Consider the following 16466-nt stretch of genomic DNA (forward strand, 5'->3'; position numbering starts at 1 on the left):
AGGGGAGCTTGACAGAAAGTTACACACATGTAGCAATTGGGCGAACTGCCAGGCCGGCGTGGCCGGCCCCAAAGAAGCCCTCATGCTCGATACATCTCCGCCCTTTGTCGCGGCCGAGCCGTCGCAAGTGCCGCGCGGTTTCGTGCGCCGCCTGGCGATCGGACAGTTCGGGATGTACCTCGCGGTACTCGCCCCGGTGATCGGTGGTCTCTCGGTCAAGATCCAGCATCTGGTCGGAGTGACGGCCGCCCCCTCGCGTCTCGGGCTCGTCACGGGTACCGGCGCGGCGTTCGCCATGGTGTGCCAACCGCTGGCCGGCCGGCTCTCGGACCGCTGCACCTCCCGGTTCGGCATGCGCCGGCCGTTCATCATCGGCGGGTTGGCCGCCATGGCCACGGGCCTGGCGGTCTGCGCGGTCGCGCCCAACATTCCCGTACTGCTGGTGGGCTGGTGCATCGCCCAGGGCGCGGCGAACTTCGCCTTTGCCGCCGCCGGGGCAACCGTGGCCGACCACGTGCCGGACGCCAGACGAGGCAGTGTGTCCGGCATCGTCGGGGCGGTGAGACCGGTCGGCATGCTGGCGGGGGCGGTCCTCCTGTCCGCGCTCCCCAGCGACCTGCTGCGGTTCCTCGTACCGGCCCTCGTCGCGCTCGTGCTCGGGCTGTGGTTCGCCTTCCGGCTGCCGGACCGGGTGTGTACCGAGGCGCCTTCCCAGCCTCTGGGCATCCGCAGCCTGCTGCTGTCGTTCGTCTTCGACCCGCGCAAGCACCCCGACCTCGGCTGGGTCTGGCTGAGCAAGTTCTTCATCATGCTCGGCTACGGGGCCCTCACCGGCTACCTGACGCTTTTCCTCGCGGCTGACTTCGGCATGAAGGACACCGCCGAGCAGTTGCGGTTCAACGCCCTCGCCAACGGTGTCAACGTGACCGCACTCGTGATCTTCAGCATCGTCGGCGGGGTGCTGTCCGACCGCACCGGCCGTCGCAAGCCGTTCGTGATCGGCTCGGGCCTGGTCATGTCCGCGGCACTCGCCGCCGTGATCGTCACACCGTTCCTGGACGGTGCGGGACTGGGCACCCTGCTGGTGCTGGAGGCCGTTATCGGCTGCGGCGCCGGCATGTTCTTCGCGGTCGACAACGCGCTCAGCATCAGCCTGCTGCCCAACAAGGAGGACACCGCCAAGGACCTGGGCGTGCTCAACATCGCCAACACACTGCCCAGTTCCCTGTCGCCGTTCCTCGCCGGCCTCGTCGTCATCCCGCTGGGCGACTCGCTGCTCGCGGGCTCCGGCTACTCGGTGTGGTTCGCCGTCGCCGCACTGTTCTGCCTCATCGGGGCGCTGCTCGTGACCCGGATCAAGAACGCCGACTGACACCCCCACCCGGGCCGCGCTCCGTCCACCCCGTCGGCCGCGTCCCACCCCCACCCCAACCACCGAAGAAGGGCACCCCGCCATGGGCACCGAATCCCGCTTCCCCTACCAGGACCCGGCCCTGAGCATCGACCAGAGGGTCGAGGACCTGCTCACCCGCATGCCGGTCGAGGCCAAGGCCGGCCTGATGTTCCACGCCATGGGCAGCGTCGCCGCCCTCGACGAGCCCGGCCTGTTCGGGATGCCGAGCATGGCCACCCTCCTCTCCCGGCGCATCAACCACTTCAACATCCTGTGGGCGAAGAGCGCACATGAGCTCGCCGAATGGCACAACGCCATCCAGCGGGTCGCCCTGGAACAGCCGCTGGGAATCCCCGTGACCATCTCCAGCGACCCGCGCCACTCCTTCACCGACAACCCCGCGACCGCGTTGATGGCCGGCCCGTTCTCCCAGTGGCCCGAGCCCCTCGGCTTCGCCGCCATCGGCTCGCCCGACCTCGTGAAGAAGTGGGCCGAGACCGTGCGGCGCGAGTACCTCGCCGTGGGCATCCGGGTCGCGCTGCACCCCCAGATCGACCTCGCGACCGAGCCGCGCTGGGCACGCATCAGCGCCACCTTCGGCGAGGACGCCTCCCTCACCTCCGAACTGGCCGTCGCCTACGTCCAGGGCCTCCAGGGCGACCAGGTCGGACCGGAGTCGGTTTCGGCGATGGCCAAGCACTTCCCCGGCGGCGGACCGCAGCTGGACGGCGAGGACCCGCACTTCGCCTACGGGCGCGAGCAGGTGTACCCGGGCGGCAACTTCGACCACCACCTCGAACCGTTCAAGGCCGTCATCGGAGCCGGTGTTGCCCAGATGATGCCGTACTACGGCATGCCGATCGGCACCGAATACGAAGAAGTCGGCTTCGGCTTCAACAAGGGCATCATCGGCGGACTGCTCCGTGACACGCTCGGCTACGACGGAATCGTGTGCACCGACTGGGGGATTCTCAGCCGCACCCACTGGGGGTGTGGAGCACCTCTCCTTCGAGGAACGCATGATCAAGGCACTGGACGCCGGAGTCGACCAGTTCGGCGGGGAGTTCCGGCCCCAGGCACTCACGGACCTGGTCAAGGCCGGAAAGGTCACCGAAGAGCGCCTCGACACCTCCGTGCACCGCCTGCTGCGCGAGAAGTTCCGCCTCGGCCTGTTCGACAACCCCTTCGTCGACACGGCCGCCGCCGACATCCGGGTCGGCACGGACGAGGCGCGCGCCGAAGGGCTCGCAGCCCAGGCAGCAGCGCATGTCCTGCTCGCCAACGGCTCCGGCCCCGCGCAGCTCCCCCTGGCCGCACAACCGCTGCGCCTCTACGCCGAGGGGCTGTCCGCCGCTGCCCTGGGCAACCGGGCGCACCTGGTCGACGCCCCCGAAGAGGCCGATGTCGCCGTGCTGCGGCTGGCCGCCCCCTTCGAGCAGCGCGGTGAGGAGGGCACCCTGGAGTACTTCTTCCACGCCGGGTCCCTCGACTTCCCCGAGGAGGAGATCGAGCGGGTCCGCCGCATCTGCCGGACCGTGCCCACCGTCATCGACGTCTACCTCGACCGTCCCGCCGTCCTCACCCCTCTGGCCGAGGACGCCGCCGCGCTCACCGCGAACTTCGACGCCACCGAAGAGGCGTTCGTGAAGGTGCTGTTCGGCGAGGCGGAGCCGCAGGGCAGGCTCCCCTTCGACCTGCCCTCGTCGATGGAGGCCGTCGTGGCCAGCCGCTCCGACGTTCCCTTCGACACTGCCGGCCCCCTGTTCTCGTTCGGGCACGGGCTGAACTACACGGAGCGGACCACGACCTCCGGTTGACGCTCCGGGCGGGGCTTGTTCCCGGCACCAGGACGGCGGGACCCGGGCCGTGGTGGAGAGCCACGGCCCGGGTCGCGCGCCTTGCGGACGGAGCTCGTGGACGGAGACCGGGGCCGGTCAAGCCAGGCGAAATGCCCGTAACCTCCCCGCGGTTGTCGTACGCGGCCGGCCGGGCGTGCAGTGTGGCCCGCACCCCGGCTCCGGGCCACTCGCACCACGACAGGGGACGGCGCGCCGGCGGAGGCAGGCCACGGCATGCGGCACTCTTCCGGTGCCGGACCCGTCGGGCAGGCCGGACTCCACCTCGCGGAACCTCGCGGATGTGCCGCCGTCAGGCCGACGTCTTGCGGCGCGCGTGCTCGGCCCCGGTCTCGAACAGCCCCCGCTGCGTCACCGCCCGGGCCGTCCCGGCACCCACGAGGCGAAGGACGGGCCGACGAACAGGTCTCCGGCCAGAACCATCCGAAGGGTTCATTCCTGCGGTGTCTCGAGCCGCTCGGCCAGGAAGGCGATGATTTCGTTCCGGGCCTGTGTGGTGGGGTGACCGTCCTGGTCGACGAGGTGCGCGGTGACGACGCTGTGGGCGCAACCGACGACATCGCGGAAGAAGGGCGGTGGGTTCGTGTTCGCCGTCCCGGCCTGGAGTACGCGGCCGTCGAATGCGTCCCCGAGCAGTGCCCGGTAGGCCGCGAACCGCCGGCCGGTGCACCACCTGTCGTTGTCGAAGCGGTAGGCGAGAACCTTCAATCCGTCTCGCGCTACGCGTTCGGCCACGGCAGCGGCGTCTTCGGCACCGATCTCCAGAGCGCCGGCGTCGTCGAGCGGAAGCGACGGATGGTTCACCACTGGTGCGATGACAGCGGGTTCGAGCGCCATGGTCAGGGCGAAGTTGCCGGTAAAACACAGACCGACGGCGCCGACACCGGGCCCGCCCCGCTCGGCGTGCGCCAGGCGAGCGAGGCCGCGCAGCCAGGTGACGACGGGGCTGGTGCCTCCACCGGCAAACGCCCGGAACTCGGCGCTGACACACGCGCGTCGAACGACGGTCTCCTGGGCCTCGGCCAGCGGATAGGCACCGTCGACGCCGAAAAGGGAGGGCATGTACACGGAGAAGCCGGCGTCGCGCACCCAACGCGCGAACCGGGCGACGTCGGGGCTGATGCCCGGCATCTCGGGCATGAGGATGACGGCCGGTCCCGACCCGGCAACGTACACGGTCTTGTCGACGCCATCGACGCCGACGACTCTCCGCGAGAAGTCGTCCAACGGGTCGTTCTGCCCTCGCATGATTGTCATGATCGGGATCATGCAGGAGGGCTGCCCTCCCGAGAAGCGGCGGCATCGCCACGTTTCCCGGTAATATCGCCACCTGTTCCCGAGGTGCGGGAGGGGCGGCATGAGTCCGCTGCGAGTTGGTGTGCTGGCCTACCCCGGCTGCTTCGCGTCGGAGGTGTTCGGAGTACCCGACCTCTTGGCGATGGCCACTCACGTCGCCGCGGCACAGGGCTCGGTTCAGCCGGCCTACGCGGCGTCGGTCATCTCGCCCCGGCGGCGGGTGATCGCGTCCGGGGGCTCGGCCATCGACGTCTCGGCGGTTCACCCGGTGGATGTTCTGATCGTGCCGGGCTTTGAACTTTCGCCCACGCTCGACCTCGACGCGACCCTCGCGAACCTGGGACCGGAAGTGGCATCGATCCGATCGCAGGCGGCTTCGGGAACCGCTGTCGTATCGATCTGCGTGGGCGCCTTCCTGGTCGCCGAAGCAGGGCTGCTCGGCGGGCGCGAAGCGACCACGTCCTGGTTGTTCGCGGAACGCTTCGCCCGCCGGTACACCGACGTGCGCCTCCGCCCGGAGAGCCTGGTCGTGACCGACCGGGGGGTGACCACCACAGCGGCCTTCAGCGCCATGTACGACTTCGCGCTGCAGTTCATCCGCAAGCACGACGGCCCGCGCGTCGCCCGCAGCACCGCGCGCATCGCGCTTGTCGACGACGCACGTTCCACCCAGGCCCCCTATGTCGACTCGCGGCTCGTACCCACTGCGGGCGGGGAGTTCTCGCTCGGCGTCAAGCGGTGGCTCGACCAGAACCTCAGCGTCCGCTACGCCCTGCCCGCCCTCGCCCAGGAGTTCCACGTCAGCACGAGAACCATGCTCCGTCGCTTCCGCGACGAAGCCGGCCAGACGCCACTCGCCTACCTGCAGACGGCCCGGGTGCGTCGGGCCAGACTCCTGCTGGAGACGACCGACAAGACCGTCGCAAGCATCGCCGCCGACGTCGGATACCTCGACGCCGGGGCGTTCAGCGGCATCTTCGTCAGGCACACGGGCCGGCGACCGGGGGAGTATCGCGCGATGTTCCGCCGTCGCGGCGACGGCGCGGTCGTGCTCGATGCGCCACCGTGACTTCGCCAGAAGGAGCCCGGTCAGAGGCGGCAGCTGATTTCGAGGCCGTCCTCGACGGGGAATGTGACGCTGTGGTAGCCGTTGGAGGTGTCGCGGACGTGGTCGAGATAGGGGCCGAGGCCGGGAAGGTCCACGTCGTCGGCGACGACGAGGGTGCCGGGGGCGAGGTGTGGTTCGAGGAGCCTCAGAACGGGCAGACAGAGGTTCTTCCACCCGTCCAGGAACAAGAAGTCGACCGGCTGTTGCAGTGCGGCGAGCGTCTGCAGGGCGTTTCCCTCCAGCACGGTGATCACGTCGTCGAGGCCGGTGGCGGCGAAGGTGTCGCGGGCGGAGGCCGCCTTGATCCGGTTCATCTCCGTGGTGATGACCCGGCCCGCGCCGTTGTCGCGAACGGCGGCGGCCAGGTGCAGGGTGGAGATTCCGTACGAGGTGCCGAACTCGACGACGCCGGTCGGCTTGGTGGCGCGGACGAGGTTGTAGAGGAGCTTGCCGCCGTCGGCGGAGACCGGCATGTAGATCTCCTGCGCCGCGTCGGCGAGTTCCTGCGCCGACAGCGATCCCCGGTCGTCGAGCGGGATGCTCCACAGGCGTGCCGCGGTCTCCTCGTCACGGGCTGCGGCTCCGAACATGCGGGTCAGGGCGGCGGAGACACGTGGTTCTGCGAGGGTGCAGGGTTGCATGGGCACAGTACTGACTCCTTCGGGTGGTGCGGTGGGTGGATGCCGTCCCGTCAGGCCGTGGGGGTGCCTGGATCGATGTCCGAGGGCGGGGACGGGCCGGTGGGTTTCCAGGAGAGAAGCTGTCTGGTCGCGTTGCTGGACGTGGTCATGGCGGGGGCGGGAAAACCGGCGGCGAAGCCGAGAGGAGCCTTCCGCTACCGCGGGGCGGTCCGCCGGGCGCGGCGGGCACCGGCCACGACCAGGGCTCCGGCCAGGAGTACGACGAGGGCCGCGGTGCGCAGTGCGGTGTTGGCGCCGTGGATGAACGCTTCGGTGACGGCGGTGTGGTCGGCCGGGGCCAGCGTGAGCGCTTCCCGCACCGTACGCGGGAGCGGTGTGTGCCGGCTCAGGTCGTCGGGCAGGTGGTGGGTGAAGCCCGCTGTGAGGACGGTGCCGACGACAGCCACCCCCAGAGCACTGCCCAGTTCGCGGGTCGCGGACTGGAGACCTCCGGCGATGCCCGCCCTCTCCACGGGCAGGGCGGAGGCGATCTGAGCGGTCAGGCAGGGCGCGGCCAGCATGATGCCGAGCCCGATGACGAACAGGGCGGCCGCGTACAGGGGGTAGGCCATGGTCGAGGCGTACGAGAGGCCCAGCAGGCCGGCACTGGTGAGCGCGAAGGCCGCGGAGAGGGTCGCGGGGACACCGATGCGGCGGATGAGCCCGGGAACGTAACGGGTGCCCACCAGGAGCGGGACGGTCAGGGGGATGATCCCGAGCCCTGCCTGCAGGACGGAGAAGCCGCGCCCGTACTGGAGGAGTGAGGCGTTGACGTAGAAGAGCCCGAAGCTTCCGAAGAACGTGATGGTCATGCCGAGGCCGGCGCTGCTGAGTGCCGCGCTGCGGAACAGCCGCGGGTCGAGCATGGGATGGGTGGCGCGCAGTTCGACACGCACCCACCACAGACTCAGCAGAACGCTGCAGGCGAAGGCGCCGAGGACGACCGTGCTGCCCCAGCCCTGTTCGGGCCCTTCGATGATTCCGGTCAGCAGTGCCACGAAAGCTGCCACGAACAACAGCGTGCCGGGCAGGTCGAGGGTGCGGTCGAGCCGGGCACTGCGCGGCACGGAACGTGCCACCCATGCCGAGCAGCAGACCGCGATCAGGGCCACCGTCTCGAACAACGCGCGCCAGGAGCCCGCGCTCAGCACCGCGCCGCCTCCGACGTTGCCGACGACGCCGCCGATACCGGTGGCCGCCGCCCAGACGGCCAGCGCGTGAGGGCGCCGCTCGGGGGCGGTGGCGTGCAGGAGGACGCCGACGCAGTTGGGCAGGACGCACGCCGCGCCGAGGCCCGTGATGGCGCGCCCGATCAGCATGACCGCCACGTTCGGTGCCACGGCCGACACGACGGCGCCGAACGCGAATATGCCGAGCCCCGCCAGGAGGACGCCCTTGCGGCCGAGCTTGTCGCCCGCCGCCCCGGCGGGGATGACCAGGCAGGCGAAGATCACGACATAGGCGTCGACGATCCACAACAGGTTCGACGAGGTCGGTCGCAGTGAACTCGCGGCCAGTTGCGGCACTGCCAGGTTGATCGCCGCAACGAATCCGACGACCAGGGCAGTGCACACACTCACGCAGGCGAGCACCGGACCGGATCGCCGCGTCGGGCGCGGAGCGCCCTCCGGTATGGGAGCCATTGCTCTCGATTCCTTCCGGGATGGCAGTGCACGAAGCACGGCCGGACACTTAATTACGAGTCACCGTGTACCGAAAAGGTAACACATGCGAGACACCGCGCCTCGTATAAAGTGGTGGCATGGTGGATGGAAGTGGTCGCGGACGGCCTCGCAGTGAAAGCGCACGCGCCGCCGTGCTGCACGCCGTCGATGACCTGCTGGTCGAGGTCGGGTACGCGGCGCTGACCATGAAGGGCATCGCCGAGCGGGCGGGCGTGGGCCGGCAGACCGTGTACCGCTGGTGGTCGAACAAGGCGGAGGTCCTCTACGAGGCCAGCGCCATCGATGCCCAGCACGAACTGTCCGTGTCCGGCACCGGTGATCCCCGCAAGGATCTCAAGGCATATCTCGACGCCCTCGTCGCCTTCTTGTCCCGCTCCCACGCGGGCGCGGCCTACCGTGCACTCATGGGGGAAGCCCAACACGACGCGAACGTGGCCGCGTTGCTCGCCTCCCGCGACATCCTCGGGGAAAGCGCCGCAGAGGTCGTGGAGGCGGCACGGAAGTCGAGTGGCACCGCCCTCACCCTGGAACAGGCGACCGCACTCCTGATCGGCCCGCCCTTCTTCCACGTCCTGTCCGGGCGCAGCGCGGACGACATCGACACCGAACAGCTCACGGAGCAGTTCATGCGCACCTTGAACCATCCGGGGACCTGAGGCGCCCCAGCACCCGGCACACCCCCACCCGCCCGAAGGGGATGCGGCCGGTGCGGAGCCGGTACGGAGTCCGGTCCCGGCCTCACCCGCCGGGCGGAGACCGTCACGGGCCGGGCATCGGCCGACCACGCCGGCGAGTCGGCCGCGCGGACCATGGATCCGCTTCGAGGGCTGCGGCCCCGGGCGGGTCGTCGCGTCAGGGCACCCGCAGATCCCAGTCGAGTTCCCAGCGCCGTACCGCCCCGCCCGTGCCGGCGGAGAGGGCGAACCGTGCGTCCGGGCTGATCAGGACGGCCGACACCGTGCCCTCGTGGCCCTCCAGAACGCACAGGCACCGACCGGTGGCGAGTTCCCAGATCCGTACGGTGGTGTCGCTTCCGCCGGAGATGGCGAAGCGCCCGTCAGGGCTGAACCGCACCCGTTTGGACGGCACCTTGGGCACCGAGCCGATCCCTCTCCGGCTGTCGGGGTCATCGCCGAAGACGCGCAGGCACGTGCCCGTCGCCGCGTCCCACAGTCGGATCGTGCGGTCGGTGTACCCGCCCGAGGAGAGAACGTGCCGGCCGTCCGCGCTCAGGCAGACCGACATCACCTGCTGGGTGTGGCCGCGGAACGTCCGTGCACACCGTCCGGTGTCCAGGTCCCACAGTCGCACCGTCCCGTCCCTTCCCCCGGAAACGGCGAGCCCCGGCCCGAACCAGAGTGCGGTGGTGTGCGGATGCGGTGGCAGTTTCCGCTCACACGCCCCGGTGTCCAGGTTCCACAGTCGGAGCGCGTCATGGCCCGCCACCAATGCCATCCGCGCGGCCGAGTCGAACGCGGTCATGCCCAACGCCGACGGGTGGTCCACAACGGTGACCCGCTCCCCGCTCCGGACCGACCATGCGGTGATGACTCCGCCCGTCGTGTACATCGCCCGGGTCCCGTCGTCACTGATCCCGACGGCGCCGACCAGGTGGGGCCGCTTCTCCGTCACGCGCTTGCAGGTTCCGCTCTCCAGGTTCCACACCCGCACGGTGCCACCGACCCCGCCGGACACGGCGACCCGGCCGTCGGCGCTCGTGTCCAGGGCCACCTGCCCGGCGTCGGCTCCGGCGTCGAACACTCCGGCGGGCCACGCGGAGCGAAGGCCCACCCGGGTCGCGGACAGCCCGAGTTCGCGCCACGCGGCGAGCAGCCCCGGCTCACGCTCGTGCCCGGGCACCGCCCTGGCCTCGGCGAGCAACTCCAGGGCCGTGCGCGGCTCGTCGGCCGTCCGGGCACGGTTCGTCAGGTCGGCCACCCTGCTGCGGAACATGCTCAGTTCGGGGTGCCGGCGCGGTCGGCTCGGCCGGGGCGGTGCGGTGTACCGCTCGGGCAGTGCCCACCAGCGGAGTCGATCGTCCTGCCAGGCGGTGCGCAGGACACCCGCCTCCGGGTCGACATGGGCGGCGAGCACGCGGCTTCCGTCGCCGCGGAGGGTGCGCCGGCACCGTCCGTCCTCCATCGTCCACAGGCGAACCGTGTCGTCCACGTCCATGGACACCACCACATCGCCCGCCATCGCCACCCGGGGGAGCCTGCCCACGCCCTGGAACACGCGGGCGCGCCCGTTGCGGAAATCCCAGACCCGGATCTCCCCGTCGCCCGCCACCGCCGCCCGTTCCGCGTCGGCGGCGAGCCAGGCCCCGTGGACGCGTTCGCAGCTGTCGAGCACGTGAACACAACGGCCCGTCGTCACGTCCCACACCCGTGCCGTGCCGTCCGCACGGCCCGCGCCGAGCACGAATCGCCCGTGGTGATCGACCGCCGCCGTCGCCCTGCTGTCGTGCCCGTCGAGGACCAGTCGGAGCGCACCGCTGGGAAAGTCCCAGACAAGTACGATCCCGCCGTGGTACGCCACGACGGCGACCCGTCCGTCGCCGCTGAGGTCCACCGAGTTGGGCCAGTGAAGGATCCGGTCCAGCCCTTCCCGGCGGCCGTCGAAAACGGCGTCGAAGACCCGCAGGCAGCGCCCCTCGGCCAGGTCCCAGAACCGCACGGTGTACAGCCCGGCGGTGATCGCGTACCGGCCGTCGCCACTGATGCCGAGCCTGACGGGCTCCTCCTTCGGGGTGACCGGTGCCGCCACCTCCCGCAGGCACCGCCCCTCGTGGACGTCCCACACCCGCAGCACCCCGTCGCACACACTGACCGCGCGTGTGCCGTCGTCGGTGAAGCGGACCCGGATGGACGGCGTGGCCGGCATGACCTCCATGTCGAAGAACGGGTCGTACACGGCCTCGCGTTTCCGGTGCGCGTACCAGGCGAGGCGGCGCGTGCCCCTCGACCGCCCTCCGCCGGACCGGGTCGGCGGCCGTCGGCCGAGCAGCGCGTCGGCCTCTTCGCGGTCGCCGCGTTCCCGGTGCACCTCGGCGAGGAGCCGACGGGCCTCTCCGGGTCCGGACTGCCCGGCGGCGGCCGTGTCGAGCGCCACGACGAGGTCCTCGTCGGTGATCTCGCCGCGCCGCCATCGCAGCAGACCGGCGTTGTACGTGGCGTTCAGGTGTTGCGGATCGACGGCGAGCGCGGTGGCAAACGCCTCGCCCGCCTCGGCCGGGCGGCCGAGGTCGAGCAGGGAGACCCCGCGGTTGTTGAGCTCGTCGGCCCGCAGGTCCGCGACCACCGGGACCGCTCGCGGATACGAAGATCCGGTCACTTGCCGGTGGATCCCGATGAGTTCACCGGCGAACTCGCCCATGGACGCGGGCCGCGCGGCCGGGTCCGGGCTCAGACTCCGCTCCAGCAGGTCGACCAGCCCGTCCGGCAGGTCGGGTATGCCGGGCTCGGCCCTCGTGCGCCGGATGGCCAGCGCCTCACCGGCCACGGCACCGAGCATCCAGCTGATCCCGCCGGTGAACATCTCCAGTACGGACACGGCGAGGCTGTAGATGTCGGAGCGCCGGCCCACCTGCAGGCCCATCCCCTGCTCGGGCGAGGCGTAGGCGGGCGTCAGGCCCCGGTTGGACACCAGCACGCTCTTGTCCGCCGGGGTGCCCGTGGGCCCCGGCCCGGTGACCGTGGCCCGCGCCCGGGCCAGGCCGAAGTCGGTCACCTTCGCGACGATTCCGTCCGCGGTGGCGTCGAGCAGCACGTTGGCGGGTTTGACGTCCTGGTGCACCACACCGCGCCCGTGCGCGTGGTCCAGCCCCCAGGCGGCCTGCACCGCCACGTCGAGGATGCGGGCGAGCGCCTCGGCCGGGTCGCCCGCGTACAGGCGGCGGTCGTCGATCCAGTCGTGCAGGCTGCCGTCGGCGACGTACTCGGCGAACACCCGCGGAAGCCCGTCCAGGACGCGTACGTAGTGGCAGGCGCACACGTTCGGATGCAGGCCCAGCGACACCCAGATCTCCGCCTCGGCCGTGAACAGGTCCCGTTGCGCGTCGGTACGGAAGAGTTCCGCCCGGGGGCACTTCACCGCCAGGTCGGTCGCCCACTCCAGGTGCCGGACCCGGTACATCAGGCCCATGCCGCCGCCCTCGTGCACCTGGGCGACCTCGTAACGCCCGTCCACGACCTGCCCGACCCGCCACACCCCGCCCACCACGCCGGCTTCAGCCCTTTCCCCGTATCACGTCCACGGCGGACGCCTCGTCATCACGTCCGTGGCGGACGTTTCGTCACCACGTCCACCGCGGATGCCTCGTCCGATGATCCGCCCGTGTCGAGACCGGTGCGGTCACCTTCGCGCAGCATTCGCCAAAGCTCCACCGCCGTGTGCGACAGCAGCGCGGCCTCCGCCGTTGTCCGGAACAGCCGGAACGACGGCTGCGGCCCGCCCCCGGCCGGTGGGCGCGGCAGTGGTCGGAGATCGCCACACAGCGGGAGACACAACACGGGCATTCCCGGTCGGAACAGGCTCCAGGAGTCCGCTTCGCCGCCCCGATCGGCGAGACCGGCCCCCTGCGAGCAGTCCGGATACAACCCTCGCGGCCCATCGCGAGTCAGAGATGCCGCTGGGGGGCGAGGGCCTCCGCACAGCGGTGTCACAGGAATGGCATATGATGCGCGCAGTCACATAAAGATCACTTAAATAGGATGTACACGTCATGGCAATCCGCGCCTCGCATCGTTCCCTTCGCGGTATATCCGCCGTTGTCGCCCTGCTCGCGATCGGCGCAGTGGGATGCTCGGAGGTCTCCGACGCCGTCGACAGCGCCAAGGACGGCGCGAAGAAGGTGGCTCGCCAGCGCTCGGTGTTCTCGCTGGACGTCGGCGACTGCTACAACCCCAACGGCAAGGCCGAGGGGACGGCGTACTCCGTCGAGATCGTGCCCTGCGAGGAGGCGCACCAGGGCCAGGTCGTCGGTGAGTTCGCCCTCGACAAGGGCAAGGAGTACCCCGGCGAGGAGGGGGTCTCGACGATCGCGGACAGCCGCTGCCCGGTCGAGGCGCAGAAGTACGCCCCGGACACCTGGGCGTACCCCAAGGGCGTCGCCCTCTTCTACTACACCCCGACCAAGGAGAGCTGGGCGACGGGTGACCGTGCGGTGAGCTGCACCTACACCGCGGAGAAGGGGACGTTCAGCGGCTCGCTGGCCACCGCGAAGTCCCTCAAGCCCGAGCAGACCACGTACCTCAAGGGTTCGAACGCGGTCTATGAGGCCCTGTGGGCGAACCAGTCCGAGAAGGACTCCGTCGAGGACGACCTGGCCGGCTACAAGGCGCAGGCCAAGGCCGTCGCTGCCGCCCTCGACACCCACCTCAAGGGCCTGGAGGGCATCAAGGGCACCGAGGTCGGCAAGCTCCGCACGACGCTGACGAAGGCGGCCGGGAACTGGAAGAAGGCCGCGAACGCCGCCGACGCCGACGCGTTCTACATCGCCTACGACCCGGCGTTCACCGGCATCGACCCGAACAAGTCGGTCGCCGCCCGCAAGGAGCTGGGCCTGGCCACCACCGTCCCGGCCGACGAGGCCGAGGTCTGGGCGGGCTGACACACCCCGTCGGAACCGCGGGGCGGTGGCCGTCGAGCACCTGTCCGGAGGGCGGCGCCTCCCCACGGTCGTGACCGTCGAGTACCTGCCTGAAAGACGGCGCCTCCCCGCGGTCCAGGCGCGGCGCAACGCCGCGGCCGCCCCCTGCGCCCGCGCCGCGCAGGGGGCTTCGCCGGGCCGGAGACGAATGCCCCGTCGGCGGGGTATGGCCGGTCGTCGCCTTCACTGCTGCTGCCACGGCGGCGGCACCGTTCACAACTGCCGGCGCGGCCCGTGCGGGTGCTCCCACGAACCCTCCGTGGACCCCGCACCGGTCGCTCCCCGCAGCGGGGTCAGTCCCCGTCGTCGACCCACCGTTCGCCACATCGTCGGCACTTGTCGCCCCACCACGGATCGTCCCAGTCGTGCTCGGTGACCACGTTGTTGTCCGTCTCGCCACAGCGCTGGCAGATCTGCACGTAGTCGCAGGGCGTGGCTCTGCGGTAGCCGATGACGTAGTTCGGCCGCTGCGTCGCCGGGAGCCCGGCCACCGGGACGAGGTGGTTCGCGTGCTGGACGCATTCGAGTTCATGGCCGCAACGGACACAGACAGCAATCTTTCGGCACGGGTCGTTCGTCAATTTTTCACCCCCGTACCGGTGCAGCACACCGGACTGCCGAAGCCGATCGCAGAACACGCACCGCCACTCGTGAAGGCACCGGGTGGCAGGGCGCCCGAGCTCGCCGGGCGTGAAGCACCGGTCGCGGTGGAGCCCGAGCCGGCACAGCATGCGACGTACGAAACCGGCATGGCGGAGGGACGAAGTCATCCGTGCGGCGCTCCCCGGGTTCGCGACCACGGCGGTCGGCCTGCCGACCAGCCCCTCACATGCATCGTAGGACGCGATCGCACGACAGCGAATGCCCCCGGCGAACCATGCGGCCCCGGTGGCCTTCGAGGAGTGCCTCACCATGCGGCCGGCAGCACCCGCCGCCCGGTCCCGTCCCGCCTCCTGCCGAACCCTCCGCCGAACGCCGACTGCCGAACGTCGGCCGCCGCGCACCGCGTCAGCCGGCCATGGCGCCCACCGTCTCCGGTGTGGTCTCCGTCAGTTCTCCCTCCTCCAGCAGCAGCCACCGGGTGATGCCCGACGAGGCGAGGAACGGCAGGTCGTGACTGGCCACCAGCAGTGCGCCCTCGTACGCCTCCAGGGCCGTGGTGAGCTGCCGGACGCTCGCCATGTCCAGGTTGTTCGTCGGCTCGTCCAGCATCAGCAGTTGCGGCGCCGGATCGGCCAGCATCAGCGCGGCCAGCGCCGCCCGGAACCGCTCGCCGCCGGACAGGGCCGCCGCCTTCCGGTCGGCGACGGCACCCCGGAACAGGAAGCGGGCCAGCCGCGACCTGATCAGGTTGTTGGTGGCGCCCGGTGCGAAACGGGCCACGTTCTCCGCGATGCTCAGTTCCCCGTCGAGGATGTCCAGCCGCTGCGGCAGGAACCGGGCCGGTACGTGCACCGTCGCCTCCCCCGACACCGGAGCCAGCTCCCCGGCGATGGTGCGCAGCAGTGTCGTCTTGCCCGCGCCGTTGCGCCCGACCAGGGCGACGCGCTCGGGACCGTACAGGCCGTACCCGCCGGTCACGCGCGCGCCGTGCACCATCTCCAGTTCGCGCAGCGTCAGCACCGACCGGCCTGGTGGCACGGCGGTGCACGGAGGTCGACGCGGATCTCGTCGTCGTCCCGCACGGCCTCCACCGCTTCGTCGAGCCGCTCCCTCGCCTCGGCCAGCCTCTCCTCGTGCATCATGCGGTGCTTGCCCGCGGGCGGTCCCGCGAAACCGGACGCGGCGGTCTGGGTGCCGCGCAGGCGGGAGTTGGCGCGCTCCAGGAGCGCGGGGTCGCGGCCGAGCAGGTCCGGCAGATGGGCCGTGGCGGCCGTGTCGAAGAAGAGTCCGCCGAGGCCGAGCAGGAAGGCGACGGTGGCGAGCAGCGGAATGCTCAGCACGTCGAGCACGGCCGCTGCCGCCGGTATCGCGAGCAGCGCCGCGCGTGCCGCGTCCGTGACCCACATCGTGCGCCGACGGTCCCAGCGGTCCACCAACGCACCGCCGAGCACCCCGAAGAGCAGCCACGGCAGCGTTCCTGCGGCCGTGACGACGGCGAGCGCCATCGGGTCCCGCGTCAACGTCAGTGCGAGCAGCGGCAGCGCGGCGTGTGACACCCCGTCACCGAGCGAGGAGATCGTCTGCGCGGCCCACAACCGTCCGAACCCGGGCGGCAACTTCCGTACGTCCGAGGTTACTTGGCGCCCTCTTCGGTCCGGTCGCGCGGTGCCGGGCGGAACAGCGCGAAGACGAGAGACGCGTCCGGCAACGACGGGTCGGACAGTTTCCGGTACTCGTCCGCCAGCGCCTGCAGCCGCTCCCCCAGCTCCGCGAACTGCTCCTCGGTGAGCCGCAGATGGGCCATCCGTACGTGCCGTTCGCTTTCCGCCGGTGCGGCTTCCAGGTCCGCCACCGCATGCCGCATCAGCACGTCGGGTCCTCCCTCGCCCGGATCCGGCAGCACGATCGACCGCGCGGCCATCGCGTAGTACCGCTCGGTGACCCCCCGGACCTTCCGTGTCCGCACCACCTTCACCAGGCCGGCCCGTTCGAGCAGCCGGACGTGGTAGCTGGAGCTTCCCTTGGCGAGGCCCACCCGCTCGGCGATCTGCGTGATCGTCGCGGGCTCGAAGCGGAGCACGGCCATGATCCGGTGACGGGTGAGGTTGGAGACGGCTCGTAGCTGTTCGTCAGTGGTGACGTGGAACGTCTCGGGGAGGTCTTCAGCGGCCACGCCCCCAATGGTCAACGTTTCT

At 70.7% G+C, this 16466-nt stretch carries 11 protein-coding genes and 2 pseudogenes; 6 read left to right on the forward strand and 7 right to left on the reverse strand.

Annotated features, from left to right (window positions below; genetic code table 11):
* Nucleotides 1-82: 82 nt before the first annotated feature.
* The 3 genes and pseudogenes from OCT49_RS35830 to OCT49_RS35840 all read left to right on the forward strand — a co-directional run bounded on the left by OCT49_RS35830 (nt 83) and on the right by OCT49_RS35840 (nt 3210).
* A complete protein-coding gene (locus tag OCT49_RS35830; protein ID WP_283856338.1) occupies nt 83-1372 on the forward strand; it encodes an MFS transporter in 1290 nt (429 codons plus the stop codon).
* A 250-nt stretch (nt 1373-1622) separates the two neighbouring features.
* Nucleotides 1623-2306: pseudogene (locus tag OCT49_RS35835) on the forward strand (glycoside hydrolase family 3 N-terminal domain-containing protein); the annotation flags it as partial.
* A 79-nt stretch (nt 2307-2385) separates the two neighbouring features.
* The gene (locus tag OCT49_RS35840) at nt 2386-3210 is read left to right on the forward strand and encodes a glycoside hydrolase family 3 C-terminal domain-containing protein (protein ID WP_283856339.1); all 825 of its coding nucleotides are present in this window, start codon (nt 2386-2388) and stop codon (nt 3208-3210) included.
* Between the two features lie 471 nt (nt 3211-3681).
* Here the strand turns inward: OCT49_RS35840 and OCT49_RS35845 are convergent, their stop codons facing one another.
* A complete protein-coding gene (locus tag OCT49_RS35845) occupies nt 3682-4518 on the reverse strand; it encodes a dienelactone hydrolase family protein (RefSeq protein ID WP_283856340.1) in 837 nt (278 codons plus the stop codon).
* A gap of 88 nt (nt 4519-4606) precedes the next feature.
* Between OCT49_RS35845 and OCT49_RS35850 the strand changes: the two genes are divergently transcribed.
* On the forward strand, nt 4607-5614 hold the full coding sequence (locus tag OCT49_RS35850) for a GlxA family transcriptional regulator (protein WP_283856341.1): 1008 nt from the start codon (nt 4607-4609) through the stop codon (nt 5612-5614).
* 20 nt (nt 5615-5634) lie between these two features.
* Here OCT49_RS35850 and OCT49_RS35855 read toward each other — a convergent pair whose 3' ends face one another.
* Both OCT49_RS35855 and OCT49_RS35860 read right to left on the reverse strand, forming a co-directional pair.
* Nucleotides 5635-6294, reverse strand: coding sequence for an O-methyltransferase (locus OCT49_RS35855; protein ID WP_283856763.1), 660 nt, complete (start codon nt 6292-6294; stop codon nt 5635-5637).
* A gap of 194 nt (nt 6295-6488) precedes the next feature.
* Nucleotides 6489-7913, reverse strand: coding sequence for an MFS transporter (locus OCT49_RS35860; RefSeq protein ID WP_283856342.1), 1425 nt, complete (start codon nt 7911-7913; stop codon nt 6489-6491).
* 182 nt (nt 7914-8095) lie between these two features.
* Here OCT49_RS35860 and OCT49_RS35865 point away from each other — a divergent pair, with 182 nt between their 5' ends.
* Nucleotides 8096-8674, forward strand: coding sequence for a TetR/AcrR family transcriptional regulator (locus OCT49_RS35865; RefSeq protein WP_283856343.1), 579 nt, complete (start codon nt 8096-8098; stop codon nt 8672-8674).
* Between the two features lie 196 nt (nt 8675-8870).
* Here the strand turns inward: OCT49_RS35865 and OCT49_RS35870 are convergent, their stop codons facing one another.
* Complete coding sequence (locus tag OCT49_RS35870) at nt 8871-12239, reverse strand: protein kinase domain-containing protein (RefSeq protein WP_283856344.1); 3369 nt, start codon at nt 12237-12239, stop codon at nt 8871-8873.
* A gap of 502 nt (nt 12240-12741) precedes the next feature.
* Between OCT49_RS35870 and OCT49_RS35875 the strand changes: the two genes are divergently transcribed.
* Nucleotides 12742-13629 (forward strand): septum formation family protein, encoded by an 888-nt coding sequence (locus tag OCT49_RS35875; RefSeq protein WP_283856345.1) that lies wholly within the window; start codon nt 12742-12744, stop codon nt 13627-13629.
* 332 nt (nt 13630-13961) lie between these two features.
* On the opposite strand, the gene OCT49_RS35880 is transcribed toward OCT49_RS35875, so the two are convergent.
* The 3 genes and pseudogenes from OCT49_RS35880 to OCT49_RS35890 form a co-directional block, all read right to left on the reverse strand.
* Nucleotides 13962-14249 (reverse strand): hypothetical protein, encoded by a 288-nt coding sequence (locus OCT49_RS35880; protein ID WP_283856346.1) that lies wholly within the window; start codon nt 14247-14249, stop codon nt 13962-13964.
* 427 nt (nt 14250-14676) lie between these two features.
* Nucleotides 14677-15887, reverse strand: a pseudogene (locus tag OCT49_RS35885) (MFS transporter).
* Between the two features lie 17 nt (nt 15888-15904).
* Nucleotides 15905-16444 (reverse strand): ArsR/SmtB family transcription factor, encoded by a 540-nt coding sequence (locus OCT49_RS35890; protein WP_283856347.1) that lies wholly within the window; start codon nt 16442-16444, stop codon nt 15905-15907.
* Nucleotides 16445-16466 lie beyond the last annotated feature (22 nt).

The sequence above is a fragment of the Streptomyces sp. ML-6 genome (assembly GCF_030116705.1).
Taxonomy (GTDB): domain Bacteria; phylum Actinomycetota; class Actinomycetes; order Streptomycetales; family Streptomycetaceae; genus Streptomyces.

Bases quoted from the DNA above. Each gene is read 5' to 3' on its own strand.
- OCT49_RS35865 (WP_283856343.1), top strand. From the start codon at position 8,096: ATGGTGGATGGAAGTGGTCGCGGACGGCCTCGCAGTGAAAGCGCACGC.
- OCT49_RS35850 (WP_283856341.1), top strand. From the start codon at position 4,607: ATGAGTCCGCTGCGAGTTGGTGTGCTGGCCTACCCCGGCTGCTTCGCG.
- OCT49_RS35855 (WP_283856763.1), bottom strand. From the start codon at position 6,294: ATGCAACCCTGCACCCTCGCAGAACCACGTGTCTCCGCCGCCCTGACC.
- OCT49_RS35875 (WP_283856345.1), top strand. From the start codon at position 12,742: ATGGCAATCCGCGCCTCGCATCGTTCCCTTCGCGGTATATCCGCCGTT.
- OCT49_RS35845 (WP_283856340.1), bottom strand. From the start codon at position 4,518: ATGATCCCGATCATGACAATCATGCGAGGGCAGAACGACCCGTTGGAC.
- OCT49_RS35830 (WP_283856338.1), top strand. From the start codon at position 83: ATGCTCGATACATCTCCGCCCTTTGTCGCGGCCGAGCCGTCGCAAGTG.